A 12,439-nucleotide genomic window follows, 5' to 3' on the forward strand; every position below is an offset into this window, starting at 1 on the left:
TTTTATCACCAACGTATTATACGCCTTATCTCCCCCGAAGTATAGAAAAGGAATGAGAAACCGTTTGGCGTTTATCTGATATGCCTGGGGGTAATATACTACTAACCCATACTATTTCAGGAGGGATAACATATGCCATGGAATAAAAGCGACTACCCGGTATCCATGAAAAATCTGAAGCCACGGATTCGGCATAAAGCCATCGACATTGCCAACGCTCTGCTTGATGACGGTTATGAAGAAGGACGGGCAATTGCCATCGCAACGGCCAAAGCGGAGGAGTGGAATGAGAATCACCCTGATCATACGGCGTCAGGCTCCGATTCGTTTTCTCGTACATCATCAGAAAAACCTGACGAGTCTTCTTCTTCAGAATCTTCTTCTCGGAATCGGCGCCACTCCGAACCTGTCTCCTCATCCAAGAGCCATCACAACATTCATGTTGTACCGACCGAATCGGGCTGGGCCATTAAACAAGAAGGCACATCCGATTACCATTCCACCTACGATACCAAAGTGGAGGCTGTTGATGCCGCTAAAGCATGGAGCACCAAACATCATATTCGAGCCATTATTCATAATCAGGATGGACAAATTGCTCGTTCTCTTAAATCCTAATGTGCATCTATCACACTAATGTTCAAGGACATTTATTTAAAAGCATTCCTAACGCATAACAAAAAATCCCTCTTGTTGCAGAGTCTGCAGACAAAAGGGATTCCTCTCTAAATCAGAGCTTGCTTCAAACCAGTCAAAGCTTGATAAAGCTCGAATACTTTTTATGCCATATAAGCTATGGGTTATTCTGAAATGCCTGCTCAATGCGTTACGCCTTGTGCCACGGAAGTCCGTGTTGTAGCTGCATTGACCGCTTTGGCGGCAACCGATGGAATCGGTAATTTTACAGCAGATGTTGTAACCACTGTACCGCGAGCCGGAATGCCGACCACATACGTAATCATTTTGCTGGCAATCCATACAGCCAGAATTGTATATAAAGTTTCTTTTACCGGAAGAAAGAAGAGTGACAATCCTAAAACGAACGCATCACTGACAAAGAAAACCGTTCCCAGTTTCCATCCCTTCCAGCGGCTGACGAGCACAGCGAGAATATCGTCTCCACCTGTCGCTCCACCAAAGCGAAGTACAATTCCCGCACCAACCCCGGTCAATACACCGGACAGTACTGCAGGAATCCACAGGTTTCCGTTAAAATTCATCACCAGTGTGGAGTAACGCTCAAAGCCGTCGTAGAATAGGGAAAATGCACCCACACCAAGCAGTGCTTGGATCATGAATTTCCAGCCCTTGATGAACCAGGCCAGGATCATGACAGGAATGTCGAGTAGCAACATGCCGATCGCCGGCGATAAACCCGTTGCATATTTTCCGAGCAGGGCCAGACCGACAAATCCGCCCTCCGATAAATGATTCTGAAAGTTAATGTGATAATAAGCAAATGCCAAAATAAATGTACCAAGTAACATAATTGCAAACTTGATCGCTTCTGTCTTAACGTGTTGTACGGTTAACGATGTTCTCTTCATACAGGTTCCCTCGCAGTTTGTAGTTGGTTTTTTAGACCGACCGTACCCTGCAAAAGGTAAGCCTGGAAGAAATCATCGTGTACGTCCTTCGAATATTCATCCCAATCCCCTCTTTCGCAGAGTCAGCCGTTTTGTTGAACCGGTTGGTTTACTCTACAAGGGGCGCTATGTGTATGAGAGATCGTAACGTTTCCAGATTGTCCTTGGGGAGATTGTCCTTCGGGGACTCATGGTATCCTGATCCTTTCTGTGTTTTGTGGTTAGCTGTGCTTGGTTAAACGAACTGAAACTTTACAGAGGCACAACATTGAACACCTTGTTTCACACCTAACCACTCCGATTGCAGTACCCTCTTTCGATCGCTGTTATCCCCGGATTTTTTTGATTCCTTTTTTCAAAAGGAAAAATCCTGTGATAAACGCGAGCGCTTTGCTTCTACAGATGGGTTCTGCACTCTCCGTTCCTGTGTGAATATAAGTTCAAACGTGACTCCAAACCTGTAATCATTCAATTCTGCTTAAACATCAAAGCTAACTTGCTTGTACTTCTATTATATAACACCAATGTGACCGGGTCTAAACAAGCAACCCAGCAAAAACACGCATAAAACAGCCTCTGGGCTGCTCCAGCCGTCATACAGGCACACCCGTATCAGCAAAGCTAACGAATGGTGCTACCTGCTCCTTTATTCTATGACCGAAGCTTTCAAATATAACAGTGCAGTCACCTAACTGTGACAATTACGGGCTTTTTTTTATTTTCTGGTCGTTAGCAAAGGAATCCTTTTCCTTATGCACATACACTATAGCGAACGGTATTGCCAATACAATTCAAACGTTTCCAGACTTACTCTGCTGTTTATGGTATAATATAACAATTGAATCCCATTACCGTTTAAGCGAGGCGGAGTGATGAAAACGTTAAAGCCGAGAGTCTTTATTGGCTGCTCGCTGGAAGCGAAGCCGATTGCAGCCGCTGTGCACGAAAACTTGCGTTTCTCAGCCGAAGTCACCCCGTGGTACTCGGGGGTATTTAATCCAAGCAGTTATACCATGGACGATCTGGAAGCTGAGGTACGCACGACGGACTTTGCCATTTTTATCTTCCATCCGGATGACATATCCAAAATTCGCGGGAAGTACTACGCATCGGTTCGGGATAATACAATGCTTGAAATGGGTCTATTTATGGGCCGTCTGGGACGAAAGCGTATTTTTTTCATTCTTCCTGAAGATATTACGGACATCAAGGATGCTGCCAAAGTCGAAGGATTGCGGATGCCCACCGATCTGCTGGGATTGAATCCGCTGGTATATGAGATTCGTTCTGACGGAAAATGGGCTCCCGCCGTATCTGTAGCCTGCTCCAAGATCGCAGACAGCATTGAAGAACAAGGACGCTGGAGTGATCCCGAAGCTGAGCGTATCATCGAGAATCATAAGCGCTCCGAAGATCAGGCAAGACTGCAATTATTCAAACTGCTACGTTTCTTTAGGGAATTGCTGCGTACACGCAAAGCAGATGCCCAGATGCTCGAACGCATGAGTGACGCACTGCGAAGTGCCTTTGTTTCACATCCGCCATTCACTGTACGCGGCACTGCGATCTATCGTACAGATGGTAATGGTTACATTGAGCAATTATGTGGTAATGTTGGAGAACCCGGCAGAAAATACGACTTGTCCGCCAATGATGACAAACCGCCGGACGATCCCAAACGCATTCTTGTTGTCGATTCATATCAAGAAAACAAAATCAAAGTAAATCTGTACGACGATTACCTTGAGAAAGAGTATCTGCTGTGCTATCCTGTAGCCAAGAGGTATGTAATTACCGTTCACATTATTGGTCATATTGAAGCGGATGAGGCGGTGTTTCAGCACATTGACTTGCAAAATCGTCAACTGTTTAACGCCATCAACGATCTGTTAGGAGGCGAACCGGAATGAGACCGGAAATGAAAAAAATAAGCAAGCGCTGGGGCAGCGAGAAGAAAGTTCGCCTTAGTTCTGCGCCTGATTCATCACGACCGGTTCCGGAACCCAAGGAAGAGGATCGTTTCCACAAACCGGCCGTACCGCTCGTTACCATCGGCCCATCACTGAAGGGCAAGGAGCGGCCTTACAAAGTCATTTTAGAAAAAGAAGCATATTACGAGAAACCTCAATATCTTGCTTAAAATTGGGTAACAACCTGCTGCAGACTTTAGTTTTAGTTGTTTATTTACTGTTAAAGATGCTTCTATTTTATTCCATTACACATCTAACATTTAGACTGCCGCTGTATCGGCAGCATTTACTCAAGGCCCCGCCCCCAAGGCAGGGCTTTTTTGATGCTCTTTTGCAAATTCCTCAATGTGTTCTTTCTTTGTTATTTCTAATTACAATATTCGCATATAAGGAACGTTAGCTCTGAATATATGTTTGACCAAGTTGATGTTGCTTCTGACCTTAGGTTTCCTGCAAAACCCATAAATTATACCTAAATTTTGGAGTCAGCTTGTCCGTTTTTAGCAAGTATCCACCCATTTGAAAACCACAAACTTCTCAATTTAACACATCATAGATGTTGTAACACAAATCATGTGCTCTTACTTGGCAATTAGACTTCATTGAGATGAATGATGCATTCGCCTTACAACTTGGGTTTCTATATAAACGATTAAAAATGGAGAGCAAACTCATTTCCATTATTTCTCGGTTGTATAACGGTTATCTTTTGCATATATTGATTATAATATAGGAACACATGTTCTGTAAACATTAAATTCCAATTATAGGCTAAGGAAGTGAATTGCCATGACATCCTCTTCTACTTCCGCCCCCACCCCTTCCGATGAAGATCACCGCCTGATCAAAGGTATGGTCGTACGCACCCTTTTGCTGGATGTACTGGAACGGGATATTCGAACACTGGATACGCTGCTTCTGAAAATGCCCGAGGTCTATATTCTGTCGCTGACCCGTATTCAGAATGAGGTACTTCAGGAGATGCTCGGACTGCGCAAACAAATGAGAACCCGTGGCGTGAAAGTTCTGGAGGAAACGCGGGGAAAGGATGGCATCGAAACCGTTTATTTGTGCAGAGGATACGGACAGCGGTTCTATATGCTCTGGACATTTGCACGTAATGAGGTTAAAAAAGAGCTAAGTCGCCATCTTCAGATGGATCTGACCCAAACTTGAGTATGATTGGTTCCCGAGGTATGGAGGCGCGATTGGTTCCCAAGCCAGCAGATGAAAGAAGCAAGGCTCTGCCGAGACTCCATATTCCAGGCAAGTGACTGCTGAACAGGTTGACCATTGCGTGCTCTGTCATTAAGATGGAGAAGACATATCCAACCATTCCAATATGGGAAACGGATATAACTTAAACGTCTTTTCAATCAAGGAGCTGTACTTTATGAATAGAAGTTCAAATTCGCATTCACCTTCATTTTTGAAAAATAATACAAATCCACATCCGCTCGTAGCCTCAGATGTGACTGAACTGATCGGCCAGACCCCTGCGGTTCGACTCAGCAGGCTCACAGGCAGTGACTCCGCTGACGTGTTCGTCAAGCTGGAGTATTTCAACCCAAGCGGCAGCGTCAAGGATCGTGCCGCCTACAACCTGATCGCTCAGGCTGAACGAGACGGATTGCTTCAGCCTGGGGCAACCATTATCGAACCGACCAGCGGCAATACCGGAATTGGCCTTGCGATGAATGCTGCGGCCAAAGGATACAAAGCGATCCTCATCATGCCAGACAACATGTCCAAGGAACGGATCAACATTTTGAAGGCTTACGGTGCTGAGGTTGTACTTACGCCTGCTGCGGAGCGGATGCCTGGAGCGATTCGCAAAGCGAAGGAACTTCATGCTGAACTGCCGGGCAGTTTCATTCCGCAGCAGTTCGAGAATCAGGCGAATCCGGATATTCACCGGATCACGACAACACCCGAGATTATGGAGCAGATGGATGGCAGGCTAGACGCCTTCATCGCTACAGCCGGAACCGGCGGCACGATCACCGGAACAGGCGAAGAGCTGCGCAAGCAGCTCCCCGCCCTCCGCATCTATGCGGTGGAGCCGCAAGGTTCCCCGGTGCTGTCCGGCGGCGAGCCTGGACCGCACAAGCTCGTCGGTACAAGTCCGGGCTTCATTCCGGACATCTTGAATACCGACGTATGGGATGCCATCATCCAGGTGTCCGATGAGGACGCACTGGATACGATGCGGCAGCTTGCTGCCCGGGAAGGGCTGCTACTCGGCCCTTCCTCTGGCGCTTCGGTGTGGGCCGCCCTTCGCATCGCGAAGGAACTGGGGCCGGGGCACCGGGTGCTCTGCATTGCGCCGGATACCGGGGAACGGTATCTGAGCATGGGTATTTTTTAACAAGGCCGAAGGCAACGATCCTTAACTCGACAATCTATTATTTCTCTGCATCATCTACTCAAGCTCTTAGTCCATATTGCATAACAAAATCGAGAACCAAATGAATAACCGAATAGAAAATCAAAACAAATAAGCCCCTGCTCACCTCGGATCATGTATCCCAGTGAACAGGAGCTTATTTTTATTTTCGTATGAAATCTATATGTGATCTACATCGATTAATGTGCCAAGGTTGTCCATTCCACACCTTCGGGAAGCAGAGCGGCAATGCGGTCTTTGGCTTCCTTCTGGGTATAGATCGACTCATCCAGGATCGCGGCTGAACCGGAATCACTACTTGTGCGAATGAGACGTCCAAGACCCTGCTTCACACGCAGTAGCATATACGGCAGATCGATCTCTTCATATGGCGAAGCTGATGCATTCCGTTTGGCATTGAATACCGGGTCCTGCGGTGGATACGGAAGCGACCAGATCATCACGTTGGATAACGATGGCCCTGGAACGTCCAGACCTTCCCACAGATTGACAGAGCACAGCACACTTTCCTCATCCTGCTGGAACGCCGCGATCAGGTCACTGATCTCCCGATCCCCTTCATACATAAAACGCAATCCCTGCGCTTCTGGAACATGCACGATATCCTGCTTGAACGCGCGTAGCTCCTCCATCGTACGGAACAGGATCAATGCCCGACCGCCGCTCTCCTGGAGCAAAGCCGCCGCATCACGCAAACGGTTTTCGTTCTCTGCATGACCGGGGACAGCTTGTTCGGCAATTTTCATCTGCATTTTATCTGCGTAGTCGTACGGAGAAGCCACCGAGAACGATACAAAATCCTCAATCCCCAGACTACCTGCCACATACCGGAATGAGTTGTCCACGGACAGCGTAGCCGATGAAAAGACAATTGGAATACCGGTGTTGAACACACGCTCGTTCAAGATTTCCTTCACGGTACGCGGCATAATGGATAACGTAGTCTCATCCTCGCTCTCTTCCGCCCAACAGATATAACCATCCGCCTTGCGGAACAGAGACAACGCTGTCTGGATCATATCCAGATGTTCTTCCACGACACGCATCTGGTACCCGTCCAGCGAGAATAATCCACTCTCGAATACCAGCTCTTCGCCAATTGCATCCAGCACACTGTTCAACCGTTCGATCTCTTGCAACAGTGGTGCTTCTACCCGAACTTCCTTCCGCTCCGAGCCGGGAATCGCCACCGTATACGTATCCAGCAGGCGGAACAATCGCTCACTGCTCTCAATTGCTTCATCTACACGCTCGGCAAGGGTTTCACGAATCTCCCCTTCGAGTAGACGCGTGACCAGTTCCTCGAAGATGCGGTGTTTCAACTTGTAACTTAGAGCGTTCAATGCGGCTTCTTCCAGCAAATGCCCTTCATCAAATACAACCGAGCTGTGGTCAGGCAACAATGGCAGTTGTCCCTCACGCTTGCGCGCATCATAGGTCCATACATGCTCCATGTAGTAATCATGGGAACAGATAATGATGTCTTTGGAACGACGGTAATGATCACGCGACAGCGTCAGGCCGCAGCGTTGTCTTTTTGGACACACGAAACAATCCTGAAACGGATCCCAGTTAATCTTGTTCCACTGGCGGTCGTTCAGATGCGGGTACTGTTTGCGGTCACCATACGGATGAAACGCCTGAAGTGTTCCCGGCGTGTTCACGAATTCCGGCAGGCTCTCGTACACCTCTTCAATCACTGGCGCATCCTCATCGGCGAATCGGACGGCACTCAGCTTGTTCAGACAGACGTATTGATCTGGCGACTTACCCAGACGTGCATCCACTTGCAAATCCAAATGTTCAGCGAGCTTCGCAATATCTCCGCCCGGCTTCACCAGCTGTTCAATCAATGACTCATCGGCACAGGCGATCACCGCCGGTTTGCCCGAATAACGTGCATAACAAACCGCGTAGAGCAGATAAACGAGTGTTTTACCTGTTCCTACGCCGGCCTCAGCCATAATCGTCTTTTTATCTCCATAGGCCCGTTCGAGCTGGTACGCCATAAAAATCTGTTCGTCCCGTACCTCGAAGCCGGACTCTGGCAAAATATCATAAAACACATCGGCCACCCACTCTCCCAGACGGGATACAAAAGGTTCAGCCGGATCATATGCAAAAGGGTAACGTTGTGTAGACAATCCTGGGTCAGCCTCCATTCTTAGACGCGGTCCTCTTTCCTTTTCCGTTCAAAAAAGTCCGCAGGGCAAAAGTTAATTATCGCATGTGATGGATCAGGAGACAAGCTTTTTTTTACTTGGTTAACGGAGAAGCTTGGATAGGGCTATGTATAGATGTTGACCACTAGGAAAAAATATACATGAATCCAACTTTAGGAAAGGTGGTATACCGCTCCATGGATAAACATTCTTCACCATCCGGCCATTCCTCAGACCCATCCAACGAAACGTTGACGGATCGGCAGGGCCATCCGATTACCGACAATCAGAACGTACGAACCGTGGGCAACCGCGGACCGACCACACTGGAGAACTATCACTTTCTCGAAAAAATTACACACTTCGACCGCGAGCGTATCCCGGAACGGGTCGTGCATGCCCGTGGGGCTGGCGCTCATGGCGTATTTGAAGCGTATGGAACGGCTGGTAATGAACCCGTATCGAAGTACACCAGAGCACGTCTTTTTCAGGAAAAAGGCAAACAAACGCCCGTGTTCGTACGCTTCTCGACCGTCATCCATGGCGGGCATTCCCCGGAGACGCTGCGGGACCCGCGCGGATTTGCCGTTAAATTCTATACCGAAGACGGCAACTGGGATCTCGTCGGCAACAATCTGAAAATCTTTTTCATCCGCGACCCGCTCAAATTCCCGGATATGGTGCATGCCTTCAAACCCGACCCACTGACTAACGCACAGGATATGGAGCGGTTTTTCGATTTTGTCTCCCTCAGTCCCGAAGCGACACATATGGTGACCTTTCTCTTCTCACCGTGGGGCATTCCGGCGAATTATCGGCAAATGCAGGGGTCAGGCGTAAATACATACAAATGGGTGAACCAGGACGGCAAAGGTGTGCTCATCAAATACCACTGGGAACCGTTGAAACAAGGCATTCGCAACCTGCTGCAGAAGGACGCTAGTGAAATTCAAGGCCAGAATTTCAATCACGCCACACTCGATCTGTATCATGCGATTGAACAGGGTAACTATCCGGAATGGGAGCTATGCGTTCAGGTGATGGAGGATGGCGAACATCCGGAGCTGGACTTTGACCCGCTGGACCCGACCAAGCTGTGGCCGCAGGATCAGTTTCCGTTTCTGCCTGTAGGTAAAATGACGTTGAATCGCAATCCCGAGGATTATTTTAATGAAGTGGAGCAGGCCGCATTCGGGACGGGTGTGCTGGTGGACGGGCTTGATTTCTCGGATGACAAGCTGCTGCAAGGACGTACCTTCTCCTATTCGGATACCCAGCGTCACCGGGTGGGTGCAAACTATCTGCAACTGCCCGTGAATGCGCCGAAGAACCGGGTAGCCACCAATCAAAGCGGCGGGCAGATGCAGTATAAAGTGGACCGGGCACCGGGTCAAAATCCACATGTGAATTACGAGCCTTCTTCGCTCGGGGGATTAACGGAAGCTCAACCGCGCGGCAAGGAGCATGAACCGCTGGTGGAAGGCCATCTGGTGCGGGAGAAAATTGAGCGTACGAATGATTTTGGGCAAGCCGGGGATACGTACCGGGCGTTCGAGGACTGGGAGCGGGATGAGTTAATCAGCAACATGGTCGGCGCATTGGCCCAATGCAAACCGGATATCCGGGAGCGCATGATCTCTTATTTTACCCAAGCGGATGCGGATTACGGGCGACGTGTGGCGGAAGGACTGGCTGCTGTATCCACAGACGATAGTGAAACAGTGCAGCCGAAGTATGATCCGAGCGTTGAGCAGGCTGCAAAACGTAGTCGGGAGACGGATGGGTATTAATTAATTGGAATTAGATGAGCTGAACGAGTATTATCCATAACTGGATGAGAATTATTGCTTAAAAAGTTAGATGAAGCATCGCTCCATGAGTCTGGGTGCCAGTGTTGGCAGCCGCTTATGGGGCTTTTTGTTACGTGACAGCTGTTGATTTTGGAGAAAATGAGGTTCAAAGCGGTGGATTCGGGATAAGTCTCGTGTGATCAGCTCAGGAAAAACAGGCATATTCACGTTCATTTCGGACGATGGTTCGTTAAAAAAAGGCGATCAGCCAATGATCGGATTACATTTTTCTTTTGGAAGGGATAGGATTCGGAGCAGTTAACCCTGCCCCGCCTGCCTTAAACGCGACCTGATCAAATGATTATTGATGAGAGCGTTTACAACATTTACCATGAAGCTGTGTCCGGGTGGATACCTTTTAGGCAGTGAGCCAGGTAGGACGAAGCAAGTGACGTATCATATTGTGATTTCATTGAAGGTACTCTCTGTTCTGCTTGTTCTGTTCTGCTCTGTTCAGTCCATACCCGGTTACCCGCCAGCTCGATATTTTATCCCAATTAACCAAGGAGGCTTGCATCATGAAATTATTCCCTTCCACATCTACTCATGCATCTGCACGATCCCAGCGTTCCCTGAAATCCAAAATGACTAACATCTGTCTCAGTGCTGCGTTCCCTCTATTACTGCTAAGCGGTGGTTCGGTGGGTGCCGCAGAACTTTTGGAAGGTGGATTGCCTAATACCTCAGAATCAGAGTCAGTGGTGAACAGTTCCAATCTTACGCTGGCTGCGGGTGATTTGTACGTGTCCCCTAACGGATCTGCCAGCAATCCGGGAACGATCAACAGTCCAACGTCACTCGCTAACGCTCTGACCCAGATCGCCCCAGGCAAAACGATCTATCTGCGCGGCGGAACCTACAGCTTCTCGCAAACGATTACGATTGAACGCGGCAACAGCGGCACCGCCTCACAGCGCAAAAATCTGGTCGCCTACGGATCGGAAAAACCTGTCTTCGATTTCTCGGCTCAAACCTTCGCTTCCACGAATCGGGGATTGCAAATGTTCGGAGACTACTGGTTCGTCAAGGGTCTTGAAGTCAAAGGTGCGGGCGATAACGGTATCTTCATCGGTGGCAGCTACAACCGTCTGGAGCAGATCGAAGCGCATCATAACAGGGACACCGGCATTCAGATCGGGCGTTATGCTTCAACGGCTGCCAAAAGTGAATGGCCTTCGTATAACGAAGTCATTCGTTCCTACTCTCACAACAACTATGACCCGGATGACGGCGAGGATGCGGACGGTTTTGCCGCCAAGCTGACGGTCGGTCCGGGGAACGTCTTTGACGGCTGCATTGCCGCTTATAACGTAGACGATGGCTGGGATCTCTATAGCAAAACAGACACAGGCGCCATCGGTGCAGTGACGATCCGCAACAGTATCGCATACGGTAACGGAGCCACCGCTGATGGAACCTCCACCTCCAACAGTGATGGTAACGGCTTCAAGCTAGGCGGCGAGAAAATTGCCGTGAATCACATTGTCGAGAACAATATTGCGTTTAATAACAAAAAGCATGGCTTTACCTATAACAGCAACCCGGGTTCGATTCAGATGAACAACAATACATCATGGAACAACGGACAAAGCAACTTTGCCTTTGACAAAGGTACCCACATCTTCATCAACAACTTGTCCTTCCAGGGCGGCGCCAGTGACAAAACCAGCGGAACCGATGTCAGCAGTACTAACGTCTGGTGGAAAAACAAAAAAAGCGTTAACGACAAAGGCCTGCTCGCCAGCGCAGCCGACTTTGTCTCCCTCGTGCCTTCGGTAACCCGTGCCGCAGACGGCACCCCTGTATTGGGTAACTTCCTGAAGCTTGCAGGTGGCAGTGACCTGATTGGGTCGGGAACGCCAGCGGGGAAGAATATTGGAGCGCGGTAGCTGTGGGTTGGTAAGATAAAAAAATAATTTACAAAGCAAAATCCCCTCCCCCATGCCAGCCTGATCGGTGGTAATGGAGAAGGGGATTTTTGAATTGCCGTGTATTGTCTACTGGCTCATAAGGTAGATAGATACTCACGGTTTGGCTAAAACCTCAATCATCAGTCTGCATCCTGTACGAAAACCTTGCTCAAACGCCGCTTCCACGTACATGGATGTGGACTGTCCGATCAAGTCGATCAGTTGCTCCAAGGCATCGTATTCTGTATCTGGGAGCCTTGTTTTGTAGTTTTGCATGATGTCCGATATTTGGCTGTTAATTTTATGATACTCGGTCTGTTCAGGGTGAATCGACTCGTCCAACCGCAGGTTCCCGTGAAACAAATCTTCGATCAGGTTTGACATGTTATCCTTCATGCTATAGCCACCTCAGGAAGATTGTAACTCATGGGAAGAGGTGAGATGGGAATTTAGCGGGAAACCCGCTAGTATTTTTTTCTTTTTTTCAAAGAATCTAAAATGAAAGGTACGTGTGAATCAACAATTAGCTATACTCAATAGAAAAAAATGGGTTT

Annotated in this window: 10 protein-coding genes; 7 read left to right on the forward strand and 3 right to left on the reverse strand. The window is 48.5% G+C overall.

Going from position 1 to position 12,439, the window contains the following annotated elements; genetic code table 11:
* The first annotated feature begins 132 nt into the window (after positions 1–132).
* A complete protein-coding gene (locus BLQ13_RS17995) occupies positions 133–618 on the forward strand; it encodes a DUF2188 domain-containing protein (protein ID WP_090922606.1) in 486 nt (161 codons plus the stop codon).
* 200 nt (positions 619–818) lie between these two features.
* Here BLQ13_RS17995 and BLQ13_RS18000 read toward each other — a convergent pair whose 3' ends face one another.
* Entirely contained in the window at positions 819–1,547 is a 729-nt protein-coding gene (locus BLQ13_RS18000) for a YitT family protein (protein ID WP_090922608.1), read from the reverse strand.
* Positions 1,548–2,458: 911 nt separating this feature from the next.
* Here BLQ13_RS18000 and BLQ13_RS18005 point away from each other — a divergent pair.
* The 4 genes from BLQ13_RS18005 (at position 2,459) to cysK (ending at position 5,924) form a co-directional block, all read left to right on the forward strand.
* Positions 2,459–3,496, forward strand: coding sequence for a nucleotide-binding protein (locus tag BLQ13_RS18005; protein WP_090922612.1), 1,038 nt, complete (start codon positions 2,459–2,461; stop codon positions 3,494–3,496).
* A complete protein-coding gene (locus BLQ13_RS18010; protein WP_090922613.1) occupies positions 3,493–3,726 on the forward strand; it encodes a hypothetical protein in 234 nt (77 codons plus the stop codon). Before BLQ13_RS18005 ends, BLQ13_RS18010 begins: the two co-directional genes overlap by 4 nt.
* 619 nt (positions 3,727–4,345) lie before the next feature.
* Positions 4,346–4,732, forward strand: coding sequence for a YhjD family protein (locus BLQ13_RS18015; protein WP_090922615.1), 387 nt, complete (start codon positions 4,346–4,348; stop codon positions 4,730–4,732).
* Positions 4,733–4,949: 217 nt separating this feature from the next.
* On the forward strand, positions 4,950–5,924 hold the full coding sequence (cysK, locus tag BLQ13_RS18020; RefSeq protein WP_244159361.1) for a cysteine synthase A: 975 nt from the start codon (positions 4,950–4,952) through the stop codon (positions 5,922–5,924).
* Positions 5,925–6,142: 218 nt separating this feature from the next.
* On the opposite strand, the gene BLQ13_RS18025 is transcribed toward cysK, so the two are convergent.
* Positions 6,143–8,125, reverse strand: coding sequence for an ATP-dependent DNA helicase (locus tag BLQ13_RS18025; RefSeq protein WP_090922617.1), 1,983 nt, complete (start codon positions 8,123–8,125; stop codon positions 6,143–6,145).
* Between the two features lie 197 nt (positions 8,126–8,322).
* Here BLQ13_RS18025 and BLQ13_RS18030 point away from each other — a divergent pair, with 197 nt between their 5' ends.
* Both BLQ13_RS18030 and BLQ13_RS18035 read left to right on the forward strand, forming a co-directional pair.
* The gene (locus tag BLQ13_RS18030; RefSeq protein WP_090922726.1) at positions 8,323–9,915 is read left to right on the forward strand and encodes a catalase; all 1,593 of its coding nucleotides are present in this window, start codon (positions 8,323–8,325) and stop codon (positions 9,913–9,915) included.
* A 578-nt stretch (positions 9,916–10,493) separates the two neighbouring features.
* Entirely contained in the window at positions 10,494–11,864 is a 1,371-nt protein-coding gene (locus BLQ13_RS18035; protein WP_090922620.1) for a right-handed parallel beta-helix repeat-containing protein, read from the forward strand.
* Positions 11,865–11,999: 135 nt separating this feature from the next.
* On the opposite strand, the gene BLQ13_RS18040 is transcribed toward BLQ13_RS18035, so the two are convergent.
* A complete protein-coding gene (locus BLQ13_RS18040) occupies positions 12,000–12,281 on the reverse strand; it encodes a DUF6809 family protein (RefSeq protein ID WP_090922621.1) in 282 nt (93 codons plus the stop codon).
* Positions 12,282–12,439 lie beyond the last annotated feature (158 nt).

Source organism: Paenibacillus polysaccharolyticus (assembly GCF_900102085.1).
GTDB classification, from domain to species: Bacteria; Bacillota; Bacilli; order Paenibacillales; family Paenibacillaceae; genus Paenibacillus; species Paenibacillus polysaccharolyticus.

Coding starts and splice junctions, on each gene's coding strand:
- BLQ13_RS18025 (WP_090922617.1), bottom strand. CDS start 8,125: ATGGAGGCTGACCCAGGATTGTCTACACAACGTTACCCTTTTGCATAT.
- BLQ13_RS18005 (WP_090922612.1), top strand. CDS start 2,459: ATGAAAACGTTAAAGCCGAGAGTCTTTATTGGCTGCTCGCTGGAAGCG.
- BLQ13_RS18010 (WP_090922613.1), top strand. CDS start 3,493: ATGAGACCGGAAATGAAAAAAATAAGCAAGCGCTGGGGCAGCGAGAAG.
- cysK (WP_244159361.1), top strand. CDS start 4,950: ATGAATAGAAGTTCAAATTCGCATTCACCTTCATTTTTGAAAAATAAT.
- BLQ13_RS18040 (WP_090922621.1), bottom strand. CDS start 12,281: ATGAAGGATAACATGTCAAACCTGATCGAAGATTTGTTTCACGGGAAC.
- BLQ13_RS18030 (WP_090922726.1), top strand. CDS start 8,323: ATGGATAAACATTCTTCACCATCCGGCCATTCCTCAGACCCATCCAAC.
- BLQ13_RS18000 (WP_090922608.1), bottom strand. CDS start 1,547: ATGAAGAGAACATCGTTAACCGTACAACACGTTAAGACAGAAGCGATC.
- BLQ13_RS18015 (WP_090922615.1), top strand. CDS start 4,346: ATGACATCCTCTTCTACTTCCGCCCCCACCCCTTCCGATGAAGATCAC.
- BLQ13_RS18035 (WP_090922620.1), top strand. CDS start 10,494: ATGAAATTATTCCCTTCCACATCTACTCATGCATCTGCACGATCCCAG.
- BLQ13_RS17995 (WP_090922606.1), top strand. CDS start 133: ATGCCATGGAATAAAAGCGACTACCCGGTATCCATGAAAAATCTGAAG.